Genomic DNA, 17933 nt, shown 5'->3' with positions numbered 1-17933 from the left:
TTAATAATTTTTATTGATTTAATTTCCAAAAAAGGAGTGTTGAGATGAGTGGAAAGGGAAAGTCTAGTGTCGGTGGTGATTTCGGATTTTCGAGTGATGGTAGCAATGTTACAGTCAGTTACTCGACTCCTGGTGGCCCGGGGGCATCCGTTACCCTTGGGGCTGATGGTGCTTCGGGTACGGTAAATTACGGGCGTGGATCAGTTGGTATAAGTTCCGATAGCGTGATACCTGATGGGAATGGTGGTTTCAATGCTTCTGGGCATACTGTCTCTATCGGATTTGATACTCCTGCCGGTGTTGGTGTTGGGCTAGATATCACTCCTAATGGCTTTGTTGGGCACCCAACAGATCCGTATGCCGGTCAGGTTCCGTCAGCAAAAGTGGATCTAACAATTGATGGGAAGTTTATTGGAAGTTACGATATTCCGCTTGCCGAAAACTTCACAATGGATGATATTTTTGATCCAGAACTAGGTGGAATTGGTTCAGATGGGTTGTTGGGTGATGTATATGGAAAGTTGCGCCATCGTGACAGAGAGATAAACGAATATCTTCAAGATGCGACCGGGGATAATTATCAGAGCGCTAAAGGTTGGCGTCGTGCGGTAGACCCGCTAGTGCTAGACCTAGATGGCGATGGGATCGAGACAGTTGGTGCAAGTGGTAGCATACTTTTCGATCATGAAGGGAACGCGGTCAAGCAAGGAACTGGTTGGATTAGTGCCGATGACGGAATATTGGTCTTGGACCGAAATGGAAATGGTTTGATTGATGGTGGGGCGGAGCTTTTTGGCGACTACACTGACGGTGCGGCATTAATGGCAGGCGAGAAGTCGGAACTTTCTGCTGGGCTTCGTGCGCTATCTTCGCTAGATACTAATAAAGACGGTTTTTTCGACTCCCTTGACGAAAAATTTTTCTCTGTTCAGGTCTGGAGAGATCTCAATCAAGACGGAATTTCCAACGCAGGAGAGCTTTTTTCGCTGAACGAGATTGGCGTAAAAAATATTGCGTTGACTCCTACGTCCACAGAGAACGTTGCCTTAGGAAATGGGAATGCCGTCGACAGTTACGGATACTATACCCGTACAGATGGGACTCAGGGTGTCACAGGTGACTTGCTGCTTGCTTCTAATGCATTCCATCGTGACTTTACTGATGAGGTGATTCTGACAACACTGTCGCAGGATTTTGTTAATGTCGCTGGCTCCGGGATGGTAAGGGATCTCCGGGAATCAATTAGCATTAATAGTAATATATATTATTTGCTGAAAGGTGTAACTGTTGGTGCTACGCGATCAAGCGCCTTATCCGAAATGGATGGGGTGCTGCTAGAGTGGGCTAACACCTCCTCGATGCGGTCCAGTGTGGATTATTTCAATGGACAATCTGGTCAAAAAAGCCTTGACGTGAAAGGGACCTCGGTTGATGGCCATGTCTTTGATATCGGCCATATACTTTCTGTCATGGAAAAGTTTAATGGGGAGCTTTTCTTTTCAGGAGGCGACGACGATGTTCCTCTCCGACTTGGGAATTCGACTTGGTCTCCCGTTAGCTCGGGAGTGAGGCTGGGTTTTGAAGTGGTTCTGGGACAAGAGCAGACGGCGTTGTTGATGAAAGGCTATGAAGCTTTGCGGCTTCAGCTTTACAATGGCGTTGTTTTGGACACTCGTTTAAGAGATTACACGGATGAATTAAGGCTCGGCCTTAATGAGTATGGGGAAGTTGTCTTAAAGATGGATCGGGTTGCCGAAAAAGTAAAGGATGCCCTTCGTACAGAGGGTAACCTAGCTGCTATTGAAGATCTTTACGACCTGAAAGAGGGAGCTGGTGGGCTTCCTTTAGATTGGAACTGGGTGGATGTTTTGGTCCAGCTGGGCGACTTGACTCTAGATCGTCAGGATTTTGAGAAGCAAGCGAAGAGTTTAATGGGTGTTATTTTCGGTAGCGCTGTTGAAGGTGGTAGCGCCGACGATGTGATTATAGGAACAAGTGGCGACGATTCGCTTTACGGAAATGTCGGTAATGACACCCTTATAGGCGGCCTCGGCGACGATTCCTTGGATGGTGGGAGCGGAACTAATCAACTCGAAGGTGGCGCCGGCGATGACGTGTTGTCGGTGAACTCGCAGGCCCGCGACAGCGTGTTGATCGGTGGCACCGGTAACGACACGCTCAGCGGCAGCTGGTACTCGGACACCTATGTGTTCAACAAGGGCGACGGCCACGACACGGTGGTGGAAACCTCGTCCTATAGCGGTGCGGTGGACAAGGTCGTGTTCGGCGAGGGTATTGCTGCTGGCGATGTGCGTGTGCTGCGCCAAGGTTCGGATGTCGTATTGGATCTGGGCAACGGCACCGATTCGGTGCGGTTGAAGGATTGGCTCTCGGGCGGCAACGAAAACGATGCGAGCAGCATCGAACAGCTGGTGTTTGCCGACGGCACGATCTGGACACCTGCGACCCTGCGGGCGATGGGCTTGAGCACGCTAGGCACCGATGCGGCAGATACGTTGACCGGCTGGACTGGCAACGACATCCTGTTGGGGGGAGATGGCAATGATACCTTGTCCGGCGGCAGTGGCACAGATCGTCTGGAGGGCGGCGCCGGCGACGATGTGTTGTCGGTGAACTCGCAGGCCCGCGACAGCGTGTTGATCGGTGGCACCGGTAACGACACGCTCAGCGGCAGCTGGTACTCGGACACCTATGTGTTCAACAAGGGCGACGGCCACGACACGGTGGTGGAAACCTCGTCCTATAGCGGTGCGGTGGACAAGGTCGTGTTCGGCGAGGGTATTGCTGCTGGCGATGTGCGTGTGCTGCGCCAAGGTTCGGATGTCGTATTGGATCTGGGCAACGGCACCGATTCGGTGCGGTTGAAGGATTGGCTCTCGGGCGGCAACGAAAACGATGCGAGCAGCATCGAACAGCTGGTGTTTGCCGACGGCACGATCTGGACACCTGCGACCTTGCGGGCGATGGGTTTGACCACGCTAGGCACCGATGCGGCAGATACGTTGACCGGCTGGACTGGCAACGACATCCTGTTGGGGGGAGATGGCAATGACACCTTATCCGGCGGCAGTGGTACCGATCGTCTGGACGGCGGTGCAGGCGACGATGTGTTGTCGGTGAACTCGCAGGCCCGCGACAGCGTGTTGATCGGTGGCACCGGTAACGACACCCTCAGCGGCAGCTGGTACTCGGACACCTATGTGTTCAACAAGGGCGACGGCCACGACACGGTGGTGGAAACCTCGTCCTATAGCGGTGCGGTGGACAAGGTCGTGTTCGGCGAGGGTATTGCTGCTGGCGATGTACGCGTGCTGCGCCAAGGTTCGGATGTCGTATTGGATCTGGGCAACGGCACCGATTCGGTGCGGTTGAAGGATTGGCTCTCGGGCGGCAACGAAAACGATGCGAGCAGCATCGAACAGCTGGTGTTTGCCGACGGCACGATCTGGACACCTGCGACCTTGCGGGCGATGGGTTTGACCACGCTAGGCACCGATGCGGCAGATACGTTGACCGGCTGGACTGGCAACGACATCCTGTTGGGGGGAGATGGCAATGACACCTTATCCGGCGGCAGTGGTACCGATCGTCTGGACGGCGGTGCAGGCGACGATGTGTTGTCGGTGAACTCGCAGGCCCGCGACAGCGTGTTGATCGGTGGCACCGGTAACGACACCCTCAGCGGCAGCTGGTACTCGGACACCTATGTGTTCAACAAGGGCGACGGCCACGACACGGTGGTGGAAACCTCGTCCTATAGCGGTGCGGTGGACAAGGTCGTGTTCGGCGAGGGTATTGCTGCTGGCGATGTACGCGTGCTGCGCCAAGGTTCGGATGTCGTATTGGATCTGGGCAACGGCACCGATTCGGTGCGGTTGAAGGATTGGCTCTCGGGCGGCAACGAAAACGATGCGAGCAGCATCGAACAGCTGGTGTTTGCCGACGGCACGATCTGGACACCTGCGACCTTGCGGGCGATGGGTTTGACCACGCTAGGCACCGATGCGGCAGATACGTTGACCGGCTGGACTGGCAACGACATCCTGTTGGGGGGAGATGGCAATGACACCTTGTCCGGCGGCAGTGGTACCGATCGTCTGGACGGCGGTGCAGGCGACGATGTGTTGTCGGTGAACTCGCAGGCCCGCGACAGCGTGTTGATCGGTGGCACCGGTAACGACACCCTCAGCGGCAGCTGGTACTCGGACACCTATGTGTTCAACAAGGGCGACGGCCACGACACGGTAGTGGAAACTTCGTCCTATAGCGGTGCGGTGGATCGCGTAAGCTTTGGACGCGAGATCCGTTTAGAAGATGCGGTTTTCACGCGATCTGGAAATGATCTCTTGATTGCCCTGAGAGATAGCGAGGATCAACTTGCCGTAGCAGGGTGGTTTAGTTCGGAAGCAGCGCAGGTTGAATACCTGGATTTCCGGGATGGATCGGTGGCTGCGAGCGAAGTATCTAGTTTGATTGATGCTATGGCAGTCGCAAACGCCTCGTCCGCTTCATTTACTGTGTCACGTGAGATGCAAGAGACAAGGCTGGTGCTTGCAAGCTCGCCTATCTGAATAAAAATCACAATGTAGTCGATATTGAGGGCTCCGCTAGCTGGCGGAGCCCTCTTTTTGTTCGACAGAAATTATTGCTTGGTGAGCTATGGTCATCTAAAAATTTGAATTAATTCGGTAATCCCCCCACAGGTTAGCTGACGCCAGAAGTGGAATTTTCTCGTACCCTTTTCCGAGGAGGTTCCATGAAGACATCCCGCTTCACCGACAGCCAGATCATTGCCGTCCTCAAGCAGGCCGAGGCCGGCACGCCCGTGCCGGAGTTGTGCCGGGAACACGGCATCAGCTCGGCGACGTTCTACAAGTGGCGCAGCAAGTTCGGCGGCATGGACGCATCGCTGATGTCCCAGCTCAGGGAGCTGCAGGACGAGAACCGGCGCCTGAAGAAGATGTACGCCGATGCCCAGCTCAGCGCCGACCTGCTGAAGGAGGCGATGGCAAAAAAATGGTGAGGCCATCTCAACGCCGGGAGATGGCCCGATGGGCCGTAGATGGTGGCCACACGAACATCCGGCATGCCTGCCGGACCTTTGCGGTGAGCGAGACCTGCTTTCGCTATCAAGCCAAGGCCAGCGAGGAGAACGCCCGGATTGCCGATTGGCTGGTGCGGTTGACCACAACCTATCGTGATTGGGGGTTCGGCCTGTGCTTTCTGCACCTGCGCAACGTGAAGGGCTTTGGCTGGAATCACAAGCGGGTGTACCGCATCTATCGGGAGCTGGAGTTGAACCTGCGGATCAAGCCGAAGAAGCGGCTGGTGCGCGAGCGGCCAGAGCCGTTGGCGGTGCCGGAGACGATCAACCAGGTCTGGTCGATGGATTTCATGCACGACCAGCTGGCCGACGGCCGCAGCTTCCGGTTGTTCAATGTGCTCGATGACTTCAACCGTGAGGGTCTGGGCATCGAGGTCGACTTATCGCTGCCATCGGCCCGGGTGATCCGCTCGTTGGAACAGATCATTGACTGGCGCGGCAAGCCAAACGCCATTCGCTGCGACAACGGCCCGGAGTACATCAGCGGCGCGCTGCTAGCTTGGGCACAGCAGCGCGGGATTCGGATCGAGCACATCCAGCCAGGCAAGCCGCAGCAGAATGCCTATGTCGAACGTTACAACCGCACCGTCCGCTACGCCTGGCTGGCCACAACGTTGTTCGACACCATCGAGCAGGTTCAGGACAAGGCCACGCGCTGGCTATGGACGTACAACCATGAGCGCCCCAACATGGCGCTCGGCGGTATCACGCCAGCAATGAAATTGGCGATGGCCGCCTAGCTCCACTTTTGGCGAACGCTCAAAGCGGGGGGATTACCATTCCTTGCTGCAATGTTGAGTCCCACGTGCAGATTTGAAATCTGTTGTCTCATGGCATGTGAGTGCGGATAAGCCTAGTGAACAAACGTGGCAAAACCCGCCGCACCCTCTAGAATCGCCCCATGAGCCCCATCTCCCCAGACTACCCCACCCTCCAATCCATCGGCTGGCCCTGGCCCGGACCGCCTGAAGAGGCGGCCTGGCAGGCGGTGTTTGCCGCGCATCCGCAGGCGTTGCCGGCGCGGGTGGTGGAGCAGCACCGTACCGGCTATGTCGTGGCCGATACGCCGGAGGCCAGCCTGAAGGCCGAGTCGTTGCCGGAGTGGCAGCGGCCGCGCTTTCCCAGCCATGAGCGGGCGGCGGTGGGCGATTGGGTGTTGATGGAGGGCAAGCGCATCGTGGCGCTGCTGCCGCGGCGCACCTCGATCAAGCGGGGGGCGGCCGGCGAGCATTACCACCAGCAGGTGATCGCGGCCAATATCGATACGGTGTTCATCGTGTGCGGGCTGGATGCGGACTTCAATCCGCGCCGCATCGAGCGTTATCTGTTGCTGGTCGGCGGTGGCGGTGCGCAGCCGGTGGTGGTGCTGACCAAGGCCGACCAGACCGAATACGCCGAGGATGCGTTGGCGGTGCTGGAAGAGCTGGAGGCGCAGAATATTCCGTTGCGCGTGGTCAATGCCAAGGATCCGGCCAGCGTGGCCGCGTTGCGGCCATGGCTGGGCGACGGCCGCACGGCGGTGCTGGTGGGTTCGTCGGGTGCGGGCAAATCGACCCTGACCAATACCTTGCTCGGCACGCAGAAGATGAAGACCAATGCCGTGCGCGAGAACGATTCGCGCGGCCGGCATACCACCACGCACCGTGCGTTGATACCGTTGCCTTCCGGCGCCTGCCTGATCGACACGCCCGGGATGCGCGAGCTCAAGCCGACCGGTGAAGAGGATCTGGCCGAAGGCGGTTTCTCGGACGTGGAGGCGTTGGCGGCGCAGTGCCGCTTCAACGATTGCGCGCATATCGCCGAGCCGGGCTGTGCGGTGCGTGCGGCGATCGATGCAGGCGAGCTCGACCCGGAGCGCGTTGCCAACTACATGAAGCTGCGGGTGGAAGTGGCCAGCGCGGCCGAAAAACTTGCCACCCGTGTTGCGCAGAACAATCGCGGCAAGGGCTCGGGCAAGCGACCGGCCAGCGTCGATCGCCCCGGGCGGCGCTGATGCCATCGCGCAAGGGGCCGCCGGACATCGTCCATCACGCGGCGCTGGATGCGCGCCTGGTCAAGGCCGTACGCGGTGTGCGTCTGCTGGCCTTGGCCAGCTGGCCGCGCTCGCTGCAGGAGCCGTTTCTCGACAGCGTGGCGCGCGGGCAGCCTAAATTGCCGCAGGTCGAGTACCCGGCACTGGATTTCGCCGATACCCGGCGCGAGCTGGCCGCCATTGCCAAGCACGCCGACCCGCATCATCCGCTGGGTGAATACCTCATCGATTCGGCGCATAGCTGGAGTCTTGCCGCAGGGTTGCTGGAGTCGTTGGGCACCACGGCGGTGAGCGATTACTCGGCGCAATTGTTCGGCGTGCCGGAGGACCCCATGCCGGGCAACGGGCCGAGCACTCGCGAAGCGGCGCAGCATTTCATTCAGATCGCGCAAGAGCTGGATCGCGAACTGATGGCGCCGGAAGAGCAGGTGCCTGTCTCGGCCACCGCCTTGCGCATGCAGCTGCAGAACGACCTGGACGGGTTTTTCGAAGGGCGCGTCATCACCGTCACGCTCGATCCGGATCTGCTCGCCAAGGCCGCGGCCGGCGCGCATCGCATTCGCTTGCGTACCGGTGCCACGTTCAGCGATTACGACCGTGCGCAGCTGTTCCATCACGAAGCGCTGGTGCATTCGCTGACGGCGCTCAACGGGCGCGCGCAGGTGCATCTGCCCAGCCTGGGTATTTCTTCCCCGCGCACGACCGCAACGCAGGAAGGCCTGGCCACGTTTGCCGAGCAGATCACCGGCAGCATCGATATCGAGCGCATGAAGCGCATCAGCCTGCGCATCGAAGCGATTGCGATGGCGCGTTCGGGTGCGGATTTCATCGAGGTATTTCGCTATTTCACCTCAGGCGGGCAGAGCGCTGCAGAAAGCTTTTCGTCGGCACAGCGCGTGTTTCGCGGCGTGCCGACCAGTGGCGGCGGTGCCTTCACCAAGGACACCGTGTATCTGCGTGGTTTGGTGGCGGTGCACACCTTCTTCCGCCATTCGTTGCAGCGCGACCAGCTGCAGCTGTGCCGTTACCTGTTCGCCGGCAAGATGGCATTGGGCGATGTGGCGCGCTTTGCGCCGTTGTTCGACAGCGGCGTACTGGTCGCGCCACGCTGGCTGCCGCCGTGGGTGAGCCGTATCAGCGGGCTGGCCGGTATGTTGGCGTTCTCGTTGTTCGCCAACCGCATCCGCATGGATCAACTGCAGCCGCCGGCAATGAATGTGTGAGGCAAGGCGTTTGCTGCGGTTACGGCGCATCGCGGCGCCAGACAGTTGCCGGCGAGGCTGGCGAGACGTTGTTGGGTGAGCGCGGATGGCGCGCAGCAGCCGGCAAGTGAAAGACACATGCGGCGCGCCGAGTACCAACGGCGCCTGTTAGCTGCACTCGCTTGTTGGACGCAATCGCTGCATTCATGAACATATGCAGCAGACACACGCGCTCTACACGGGGCTGCAACGGGCTGAACCGCACACTGGCCATCTTGCCCGGTCGGGCCATGACATAAGGCGATACGATGAACGTTTTGATGGTGCTGACGTCCCACGACCAGCTCGGCGACACCGGCAAGAAGACCGGATTTTGGCTGGAAGAGTTTGCCGCGCCGTATTACGTGTTCAAGGATGCAGGCGCGCAGATCACCCTGGTCTCACCCAAGGGCGGCCAGCCGCCCCTGGACCCCAAGAGCGACGAGCCCGACGCACAAACCGAGGCGACCAAGCGCTTCAAGCAGGATCCTGAGGCGCAAAAAGCCCTGGCAAGCACGCACCGTCTGGTCGATATCAAGGCCGAGGACTTCGATGTGCTGTTCTACCCGGGTGGCCACGGCCCGCTCTGGGATCTGGCCGAAGACGCCGATTCCATCGCGCTGATCGAAGCGTTCGCCAAGGCCGACAAACCGCATGGCCTTGTCTGCCACGCGCCGGGCGCGCTGCGTCGGGTCAAGGGCAGCGACGGCAAGCCGCTGGTCAACGGCCGCCGCGTCACCGGCTTCACCAATAGCGAAGAAGAGGGCGTGGGCCTGACCAAGATCGTGCCGTTCCTGGTCGAGGACGTGCTGACCGAACTCGGCGGCAAATACGAAAAGGGCGCCGACTGGGGCGTGTACGTGGTCACCGACGGCACCCTGGTCACCGGTCAGAACCCGGCCTCGTCGGAGAAGGCCGCACAAACGCTGCTCGCGATGGCAAAGCGCTGATCTTGGCAACCGACGGGTCCTGAAAAAGCCCCTCTCCGTCGGGACTTACGGCACGGCTCGCGCGCCGCTGGTGCGCGGGCTGTGCTGCACTTGCACTAGCAAAGGGGCAGCGAAGTGGCTGCAAGCGACGGTGCGGCTCACTAAACGCCCGACAATCTGCCGCTTACGCCGATCGAGTGCATGTTCAGTTCCCACGCTGCAGCCAACGCACGCCGTAAGCCGGAAGCACGATCGATCCATCGTCGCTCGCCGCTGCGCCATCAACTGCATCATCGATCGCCAGCAGTGTCCATCCATCGATGCCAGTTGCCGCAAGCTCCACGTCGAGCGACTGGTCGCTGAAGTTGTGCAAGGCGATAAAGCTGTCGCCGCGCGTCAACGCGAACACGCGAGAGTCGTTCAACGCAATGCTGCCCAGCGCCTGATCTGCCGCCAGCGCGGTGAGCGCGGCACGTTGCCGGATCAATCCACGCAAACGCCGGTACACCGTGCCACTCAGGCTCTTGGCATCGTGACGCTGGGCGGCACGCTGCCAATCCATCGCCGGCCGATGCAGCCAACGGCCTTCATGCCGGCGCTGCGGATCGTCGCGATAGCCGGGGTCATTGACCATGGCCAATTCGTCGCCCATGTAGATCAGCGGCACACCTGGCATGGCAAGCGCAATGGCATACAGCAGCACCAGCCGGTCCACTGCAACGGCCAAAGCAGCAGCATCGCCTGCCTCCTGAGCGGCCTGGATGCCCGCCAACGCAGCTGCCATGCCATTGGTGCCATGCACGCCGTCGCCGCTGCTCTGGAAGCTCTCGCCGCGCGCGTAACTGCCCGGCACCGCGTTGGCATAGAAGCGCGCCACATCGCGTAGCGAGAACGGCGGCTGCGCTGCATTGCCGGAGGCTTCGTGCTGCAGCACATTCCAGCCGATATCGTCATGGCAACGCACATAGCTCAGCCATGCACAGTGGCGCGGCAAAGGCGGACTGTGCGCGATCACGTGGTGCAGGATGTCGCCGCGTTGCAACGCCAGTGCCGACCAGCCGGCCGCCATCAAGGTGCTGTGATACGCCAGATGGCATTCGTGGCCCTGGTCCGTGCCGCTCCCGAAGTACGGTGGCAGTTGCGTCATCGGCACGATGGCTTCGGCCTTCATCACCACCGCCGGCGCGACGATATCGGTCACCGCGCGCAGTGCCACCAGCAGGGTGTGCGCCTCGGGTTGGTTCATGCAATCGGTGCCGATGCGCTTCCACAGATAGGCCGTGGAATCCAGGCGGAATGCTTCCACGCCCAGATTGGCCAGCCGCAGCATCGCCAGGGCCATGTCGCCGAACACCGCCGGGTTGCTCCAGTTCAAATCCCATTGATACGGATAGAACGTGGTCCACATCCACTGGGCGGTGTCGTCCACCCAGGTGAAGTTGCCGGGCGCGGTGTGCGGAAACACCTGCCCCAGCGTGGCTTCGTACCGGTCGGGCAGGGTGCGGTCGGCAAAGTGATGGTAGTAGTCGAGATAGCGTGCGTCGCCGGCGCGGGCCGCCTGTGCCCAGGCGTGATCGTCGGCGGTGTGATTGAGCACGAAGTCAGCGCACAGGCTGATGCCGGCTTCGCGCAGGCGGCTGGTGAGCGCGATCAAGTCGTCGTTGCTGCCCAGGCTGGGTTCCACCTGGCCGTAATCGCTGACCGCAAAGCCGCCGTCGTTGTCGCCGGCGCGTGCGCGCAGGAATGGCAGCAGGTGCAGGTAGCGCACGCCCAGTTCCTGCAGATACGGCACGTGTTCGGCCACGCCTTGCAGCGTGCCGGCAAAGCGGTCTGCATAGGCGCTGTAGCCGAGCATGTGCGGTTCGCCGAACCAGCCAGCGTGCCGCGTGCTGTCGAGCGCTTGCAACGCTTGCGGACGTTGCCGGGCGATGTCGCCCACCTCGCCCAGCCATTGCGCCAACCACGACGCATAGTCGGCACGCTGGCCGTACAGCGCATGCAAGGCCTCCAGCAAACGCGACGCGTGCTGGTCGTAGCGCGACAACAGCACCTCGGCGTGTTGCGGGTCCAGCGGCCCGGCAAAAGCCGCGCGCAGTGCGGGGGGATCGATCGGGCAGGTGCTCATTGGAAGCCGCCGGGCAGAACCCGGCGCGGGGTCCTTAAAAGTCGTAACGCAGGCTGATGCTGGTGGTACGGCCGGCGATCGAACGCGCACGGATGATGCCATTGGCCGGGATGGTCGCCTCTTCGGCTTCGGTCAGGCCAAAGGTGTTGAACAGGTTGTTGACGTTGAGCGCCACGGTGAGCGCATCGGTGACGCGGTAGTCGCCGAACAGGTTCACCTGCGTGTAGCCGGGCATCTTCAACTGATTGGCGTCTTGCGTGTAGGCGTCGGTGGTGCCGATCAGGTTCACGCCGAACTGGTAGTTGTCGCCGCGGTAGCTGGGCGTGAGCTGCCACACCACATCGGCCTGGCGGCGCGGCACGTTGCCGGCATTTTCCGGGGTGATCTGATCGCGCGAGATTTCTGCATCGGTCCAGGTCAGGCCGCCGTTGAGGGTAAACCCTTCATAGCGGTAGCTGGCTTCCAGTTCCACGCCGTGCGCTTCATAGCTGCGATTGAAGAAACGCTGGCTGGTGATTTCGAAGTTCTGCTCCTGGGTACGCGCAGAGAACGCGGTGGCGAACAGGCTCAGCCCGTCGCGGCGCCACTTCAGGCCCGCTTCGGCCTGGCGCACCACATTGACGCCTTCCTCGGAAGATACCGAACCGTCGTCGCGCACCACGCCGAACAACAAACGGTCTGCGTTGGCGCGTGCGCCGCGGCTGATGCGCGCAAACGCGCCCAGGTCGTCGGTGATCAGGTAGTTGCCGCCCAGCGAGTACGACAGGTAATTCCAATCGTAGTCCACCGGCCGCGAATTGGCGGTGTCGACCGTGGCCACGCGCTGTTCCACCGGTTGGATCACGCCATCGCCGTTGACGTCCAGGTTCTGTGCGATGGCGGTGCCGTTGTAGCTGCCGCGCGCATCGCCCATGTCGTAGCGCAGGCTGCCGTCGATGCTGAACTTGCCGCTGTCGAAGGTCAGCGCAACGTAGGGCGCGTTGACGTCGTAACGCACATCGTAGCTGCGGGTAACGCAGCAGTCGCCCCAGAATGGTGTGCCATAGGCGTACAGGCCGTTCTGCGAGCGTGAGACGCCGGCCGCGTCCACCACGTTGAGCAAGCGCGAATTGCGGCCCAGGCTCTGCACGTAGGAATTCCAGGTCCAGTCCATGTCGATGGTCTGGCGCGAGCTGTAATAGCCCATGCGCAGGTTCAGCGTCCGCCCGTCGCCGCCGAACTCGCGCGAGACGCTGAGGTCGTTGGTGACGTTGCCCAGGTCGTTGATGGCTACGTTAAATAGGTGCGTGCGGATCGCATTGCCGGTATAGGCCTGGCCGGCGTCGGGGCCGCTGGCCTGCACCAGCTGCGCACCGGCACCGCCGATGGACGCGGCCAGCGACGCGGCGTCGGTGACTTCGGCCGGGAACGGGCTGACGAAGCGGCCGCTATTGTCGGCGACGCGGAACTTCTCGCTCAGGTTCCAGCCATTGCCCAGGTCGAACCAGGCTTCGGCACCGATGGTGCGCGAGATGGGGTGCATGCCGTCGCCCAGATCGGTGCGGCGCGGCTGGTTGTTGCCGTCCAGGCCCACGTCGGTGCGGAAATTGCGGCTGTACAAGGTGTCGTTGCCGGGATCGAAACCGGGAAAGCCGCCCAGGTCTGGCGAGCCATCGCGGCCGCGCACCGAGGTGGGTACCGGCAGGTAGCCAGCGGCGCGGTCGTTGAGGTATTTGCCGTACAGGCGCACGTAGCCGTTCTCGAACAGGCGGGTGAGGTTGGCCTTGAGTTGGCCGCCCTTGTCGGTGGTGTAACCGGCATCGCGCACGCCATCGCCCTGGCGGAAGAAGCCGCCGATGTTGAACTGCCACTGCTCAGCGAACGGTGCGCCGTAATTGAAATCGATGCGGGTGTTGTCGTAGTCCAGGCCGCGGCTGACGCCGACGCTGCCGCCTGCGGTGTCGCCGGTCTTGCTGATGAAGTTGATGATGCCGCCGGGCGCATTGCTGGTGAAGGTGGACGCCGAGCCGCCGCGGATGGCTTCGATGCGGTCCAGGGTGAAATCCGAACGCAGGAAGATGTCCGAGTTGCCGAAGGCGATATCGCCGAACTCCATCACCGGCAAGCCGTCTTCCTGCAGTTGCAGGAATTTCGCGCCACCGGAGGCCACCGGCAAGCCACGCACGGCGATGTTGGCATTGCCTTCGCCACCGCTGGACTCGGAGCGGATACCGGGAATGTTGCGGAAGATTTCTGCAGTGCTGCGCGGCGCCGATTGCTCGATGGCCTCGGCACCGACGGTGCTGACCGAGACGCTGGACTTGAGTTTGGTGGTGGCGGTGGACGTACCGGTGACGAACACCGAATCCAGGTTGACCGCGGCGCTGTCGGCAGCCGGCGGCGTGGCCGGCGCAGCGGCGGCGGCGTCCTGGGCCAGCGCGGCGGGCGCGCACAGGCAGGACACGACCGCGCAGGCCAGAGCATGCAGGCGCATGGTGTGCAGGGTGGACATTGCGATTCTCTCTCTCACAGGTGGTGGTATGCCGACGCCTGCATCGTCCCCTCCCAGGGAGTGGCCATGTGTGGCCTGCAGTGCAAGCGCAGTAATACGCTGCAATACAATCGATTGCAATCTTGCGGCGCAGCATAAATTGCAATCTTCATCCGCTTTATTTCATATAGGCAGCGTGTTGCGACGCAGCGTTACAATCGATTGCAAAAGCGGCAAGTTACAGTGCGCTGCGGCCAGTGGGAGCCGCACCGATGCCCAGGGCCTTGCATGTCGTCGACCGTTCCTCCGCTCTCCTTCGTACGCATCCTGGCGCTCAATGCCGGGTTCTTTGGCGTGCAATACAGCTTCGGGCTGCAGCAGAGCAACATGAGCCCGATCTACAACTACCTGGGCGCCGACCACGCCAACCTGCCGTACCTGTGGCTGGCCGGGCCGATCACCGGCCTGGTGCTGCAGCCGTTTGTTGGCGCCTGGAGCGACCGCTCGGTGACGCGGTGGGGCCGGCGCATGCCGTACATGGTGCTGGGCGCGCTGGTGTGCAGCCTGTGTCTGCTGGCGATGCCGTTCAGTACCGCGCTATGGATGGCAGTGTGCCTGCTGTGGGTGCTGGATGCGGCCAACAACGTGGCGATGGAGCCTTACCGTGCACTGGTGAGCGACGTACTGGCGCCGCCGCAGCGGCCGCTGGGTTATCTGACGCAGAGCGCATTTACCGGCCTTTCGCAGACGCTGGCCTACCTGACGCCGCCGTTGCTGGTGTGGCTGGGCATGAACCAGGACGCTGCCAACGCGCACCACATCCCTTACGTCACCATTGCCGCGTTCGTGATCGGCGCGGGCTTTTCAGCAGGCTCGATCCTGCTCACCGCGCGCAGCGTGCGCGAGCCGGCGATCGCGCCGGCAGAGATCGCGCGCATCCGCCAGAGTGGCGCTGGGCTGGGCGCGACCGTGCGCGAAATCGGCAGCGCGCTGCGCCAGATGCCGCCCACCATGCGCCAGTTGGCGCCGGTGATGCTGTTTCAGTGGTACGCGATCTTTTGCTACTGGCAATACATCGTGCTCTCGCTGTCGACCACGTTGTTCGGCACCACCGACCCCACCTCGCATGGTTTTCGCGAGGCCGGCCTGGTCAATGGGCAGATCGGCGGCTTCTACAATTTCGTCGCGTTTCTGGCGGCGTTTGCGATGGTGCCGGTGGTGCGTCGCTTCGGTCCCAAGTACACGCATGCGGCCTGCCTGGTCGCCGCCGGTATCGGCATGTGGCTGCTGCCTGGCATCGAAAATCGCTGGCTGATGTTGCTGCCGATGAGCGGCATTGGCCTGGCCTGGGCCAGCATGATGGGCAACCCGTACCTGATGCTGGCCGACAGCATCCCGCCCGAGCGCACCGGCGTGTATATGGGCTTGTTCAATCTGTTCATCGTGCTGCCGATGCTGATCCAGATCGTCACCTTGCCGCTGTATTACGAGCACGTGCTGCATGGCGACCCGCGCAACGTGGTCCGCCTGGCTGGCGCGCTAATGCTGGCAGCGGCAGCGGCGATGCTGTGCGTGCGCGTCCGCAAGCCGAAAGTGATCCTGACAGATTCTTAGCAATACCTAGCTGACATCGCCGGCTGCCGAAGATGCGAGACGTGCATGCCTGCCGGGTTGCCGAGGACGGTGGATCGACTGGCCGCCTGCTCCCCTCATCCGCCCTTCGGGCACCTTCTCCCGCAGGCGGGAGAAGGACGCGGGCTGACGGCTGGTATCTCCGAATCCGCAGTCCGCAATCCCGAATCCCCAATCCCCAATCCCCAATCCCCAATCCCCAATCCCCAATCCCCAATCCCCAATCCCCAATCCCCAATCCCCAATCCCCAATCCCCAATCCCCAATCCCCAATCCCCGCTTCACGCCGACTCGCGCACCACCAGCTTCACCGGCATTTCAACCGATTGCACCTGCTCGCCTGCAATCAGCGCCAGCAGCCGGTCTACCAACAGCCGCGCGGCCAGGCCCAGATCCTGCTGTACGGTGGTCAACGGCGGTTGGCTGTAGGCGGCCAGCGGGATGTCGTCGAAGCCCACCAGCGAGATGTCCTGCGGCACGCGGTGGCCGGCCTCGACCAGGGCACGGATGGCACCCACGGCGATCACATCGGAGGCGGCGAACAAGCCATCGGGCGGGTCGGCTTTCTTAAGCATCGCGCGGGTGAGGCGGTAGGCATCTTCGCTGACGAAATGGCTGCGCGCGTGCAGCCGCGTATCGAATTCCAGCCCGTGCCGTTCCAGCGTGTGGCGATAGCCGGCAAACCGCGGCGCCACCTCCGGCAACTGGTCATCGCCCAGAAAGGCGATGCGCTGGCGGCCGCTGGCGATGAGATGTTCGGTGGCGAGCACGCCGCCCTGGAAATTGTCGCTGCCCACGCTGATGTACGACTGCCCATCGATGCGGCTGCCCCATACCGCCATCGGCAGGCCGTCGCGTGCGGCTGCATCCAGCGCGGCGTGTTCGAAACTTTGTCCCAGCACGATGACGCCGTCGGAGCGGCTGCCGCGCGCAAGTTGTTCCACCCAGCCATCCTGATGCCGGTCCAGCTTGGAGAGCAGCATGCTGTAGCCGCGTCCGGTGAGCTCTTCGGCCAGCAGCGCCAGCATGGTCATCAGGAACGGGTCGGAAAGCGGTTGATCCAGCGCATGCATCATCGGCACCGCCACGCTCACGGTGTTGGAGCGTTTGGCGCGCAGGCTGCGTGCCACCGGGTCGACCTGGTAGCCGGCATCGGCCGCAATCTGCTTGATGTAGGCGCGGGTGCGTTCGGCCACGACCGGGCTGCCGGCCAGGGCCCGCGACACAGTGGATTCGGATACGCCCGCCATCCGCGCGATGTCGGCCATCTGCGGACGGGCAGTGAGCGTGGTGCGGTCTGAAGGTTTGGCCATGGCAGCGCGCTGCGGAAAAGCCAGAGTGTAATCAGTTCGCACTAGAGGCGGGTTGTCTGCACGGTGGCGGCTGCTTGTGCACGCGGGCAGGGCGTGCACGCGCACGAATCTCCTAGCCTTGTGGGCGCTCCCGTAGATCGGGCGCCGGACGTGCAGGGGAGGCGGGCAGCGGGACATCGGCAGTGCGCGGTGACAGTGTGGTGCGCCCGCTCAACCCATGTAGAGCCCGCCGTTGACCGCGTAGTCGGCACCGGTGACATACGCGGCATCGTCAGACGCCAACCAGGCGCACAGGCCGGCCACTTCGGCCGGTTTGCCGAGCCGGCGCACCGGCACCGAGGTGGCCAGGCGATCGAGCACATCCGGCGGAAAACTGCTGATCGAGGCGCTGGCGATATAGCCGGGCGAGATGGTGTTGACGGTGACCCCGCGCGAGGCGACCTCTTGCGCCAACGCGCGACTGAAGCCATGCATGGCCGCCTTGGCGGTGGCGAAGTTGATCTGACCGATCTGGCCCTTGTGCGCGCTGACCGAGCCGATATTGACGATGCGTCCCCAGCCGCGCGAGGTCATGCCATCGACCACCTGCTTGGTGATGTTGAACAATGAATGCAGGTTGCTGGCGATCACCGCATTCCAGTCGTCGCGGCTCATCTGCCGGAACAAGGTGTCGCGGCTACCGCCGGCATTGTTGACCAGCACATCGATCTCGCCGACTTCGGCCTTGACCTTGGCGAACGCAGCCACGGTGGATTCCCAATCGGCGGCATTGCCTTCGGATGCCACGAAATCGAAGCCCAACTCGCGCTGCTCGCGCAACCACGACGCCTTGCGCGGCGAATTGGGTCCGCAACCGGCAACCACGGTATGCCCGCTGCGCGCCAGCTTCTGGCAGATCGCGGTGCCGACACTGCCCATGCCACTGGTGACGTATGCGATGCGGAGAGTCATTGGGTGTCACTCCTTCGGAGTTGGGGAATGGGGAATAGGGAGTGGGGAATCGGGAGAGCAGCTTCTGCGGCCCCTGCTTTTTCAGTTGGAAGTCGGGAATCGAGACGAAAGCGCA

The 17933-nt window shown here is 61.8% G+C and carries 10 protein-coding genes; 6 read left to right on the top strand and 4 right to left on the bottom strand.

The features are described from left to right. The first annotated feature begins 44 nt into the window (after window positions 1-44). From FLG15_RS17300 to FLG15_RS17280, 5 genes are all read left to right on the top strand, one after another. Window positions 45-4592, top strand: a complete 4548-nt coding sequence (locus FLG15_RS17300; protein WP_150146882.1) for a beta strand repeat-containing protein — start codon at window positions 45-47, stop codon at window positions 4590-4592. Between the two features lie 185 nt (window positions 4593-4777). After that, a protein-coding gene (locus FLG15_RS17295) for an IS3-like element ISXcd1 family transposase (RefSeq protein ID WP_223842567.1) occupies window positions 4778-5865 on the top strand; the annotation gives its coding sequence in 2 pieces (ribosomal slippage) (window positions 4778-5030 and window positions 5030-5865; 1089 coding nt in all). A gap of 161 nt (window positions 5866-6026) precedes the next feature. Next, the gene (rsgA, locus tag FLG15_RS17290; protein WP_057678298.1) at window positions 6027-7118 is read left to right on the top strand and encodes a ribosome small subunit-dependent GTPase A; all 1092 of its coding nucleotides are present in this window, start codon (window positions 6027-6029) and stop codon (window positions 7116-7118) included. Continuing rightward, the gene (locus FLG15_RS17285) at window positions 7118-8380 is read left to right on the top strand and encodes a flavohemoglobin expression-modulating QEGLA motif protein (RefSeq protein WP_057678299.1); all 1263 of its coding nucleotides are present in this window, start codon (window positions 7118-7120) and stop codon (window positions 8378-8380) included. The genes rsgA and FLG15_RS17285 overlap by 1 nt, the downstream gene beginning before the upstream one ends. A gap of 287 nt (window positions 8381-8667) precedes the next feature. Continuing rightward, on the top strand, window positions 8668-9348 hold the full coding sequence (locus FLG15_RS17280; protein WP_057678300.1) for a type 1 glutamine amidotransferase domain-containing protein: 681 nt from the start codon (window positions 8668-8670) through the stop codon (window positions 9346-9348). A gap of 184 nt (window positions 9349-9532) precedes the next feature. Here the strand turns inward: FLG15_RS17280 and FLG15_RS17275 are convergent, their stop codons facing one another. Further along, complete coding sequence (locus FLG15_RS17275; protein WP_150146880.1) at window positions 9533-11452, bottom strand: alpha-amylase family protein; 1920 nt, start codon at window positions 11450-11452, stop codon at window positions 9533-9535. A gap of 34 nt (window positions 11453-11486) precedes the next feature. Beyond that, entirely contained in the window at window positions 11487-13943 is a 2457-nt protein-coding gene (locus FLG15_RS17270) for a TonB-dependent receptor (protein WP_057678302.1), read from the bottom strand. 267 nt (window positions 13944-14210) lie between these two features. On the opposite strand from FLG15_RS17270, the gene FLG15_RS17265 reads away from it, so the two are divergent. Then, window positions 14211-15536, top strand: a complete 1326-nt coding sequence (locus tag FLG15_RS17265; protein WP_057678303.1) for an MFS transporter — start codon at window positions 14211-14213, stop codon at window positions 15534-15536. A 299-nt stretch (window positions 15537-15835) separates the two neighbouring features. Here FLG15_RS17265 and FLG15_RS17255 read toward each other — a convergent pair whose 3' ends face one another. Both FLG15_RS17255 and phbB read right to left on the bottom strand, forming a co-directional pair. Next, window positions 15836-16867: a LacI family DNA-binding transcriptional regulator gene (locus FLG15_RS17255; RefSeq protein ID WP_017157501.1), complete on the bottom strand. Its 1032-nt coding sequence runs from the start codon at window positions 16865-16867 to the stop codon at window positions 15836-15838. A gap of 210 nt (window positions 16868-17077) precedes the next feature. Continuing rightward, a complete protein-coding gene (phbB, locus tag FLG15_RS17250; protein ID WP_017157500.1) occupies window positions 17078-17818 on the bottom strand; it encodes an acetoacetyl-CoA reductase in 741 nt (246 codons plus the stop codon). Window positions 17819-17933: the final 115 nt, after the last annotated feature.

Source organism: Xanthomonas phaseoli pv. dieffenbachiae, assembly GCF_008639345.1.
Lineage (GTDB): Bacteria > Pseudomonadota > Gammaproteobacteria > Xanthomonadales > Xanthomonadaceae > Xanthomonas > Xanthomonas phaseoli.
The sequence above is the reverse complement of the archived record's forward strand: the minus strand, read 5'-3'. Positions and strand labels throughout refer to the sequence as shown.

What these genes read in the sequence shown, in the direction of transcription:
- FLG15_RS17300 (WP_150146882.1), top strand. Translation starts at nt 45, where the DNA reads ATGAGTGGAAAGGGAAAGTCTAGTGTCGGTGGTGATTTCGGATTTTCG.
- rsgA (WP_057678298.1), top strand. Translation starts at nt 6,027, where the DNA reads ATGAGCCCCATCTCCCCAGACTACCCCACCCTCCAATCCATCGGCTGG.
- FLG15_RS17285 (WP_057678299.1), top strand. Translation starts at nt 7,118, where the DNA reads ATGCCATCGCGCAAGGGGCCGCCGGACATCGTCCATCACGCGGCGCTG.
- FLG15_RS17280 (WP_057678300.1), top strand. Translation starts at nt 8,668, where the DNA reads ATGAACGTTTTGATGGTGCTGACGTCCCACGACCAGCTCGGCGACACC.
- FLG15_RS17275 (WP_150146880.1), bottom strand. Translation starts at nt 11,452, where the DNA reads ATGAGCACCTGCCCGATCGATCCCCCCGCACTGCGCGCGGCTTTTGCC.
- FLG15_RS17270 (WP_057678302.1), bottom strand. Translation starts at nt 13,943, where the DNA reads ATGTCCACCCTGCACACCATGCGCCTGCATGCTCTGGCCTGCGCGGTC.
- FLG15_RS17265 (WP_057678303.1), top strand. Translation starts at nt 14,211, where the DNA reads ATGTCGTCGACCGTTCCTCCGCTCTCCTTCGTACGCATCCTGGCGCTC.
- FLG15_RS17255 (WP_017157501.1), bottom strand. Translation starts at nt 16,867, where the DNA reads ATGGCCAAACCTTCAGACCGCACCACGCTCACTGCCCGTCCGCAGATG.
- phbB (WP_017157500.1), bottom strand. Translation starts at nt 17,818, where the DNA reads ATGACTCTCCGCATCGCATACGTCACCAGTGGCATGGGCAGTGTCGGC.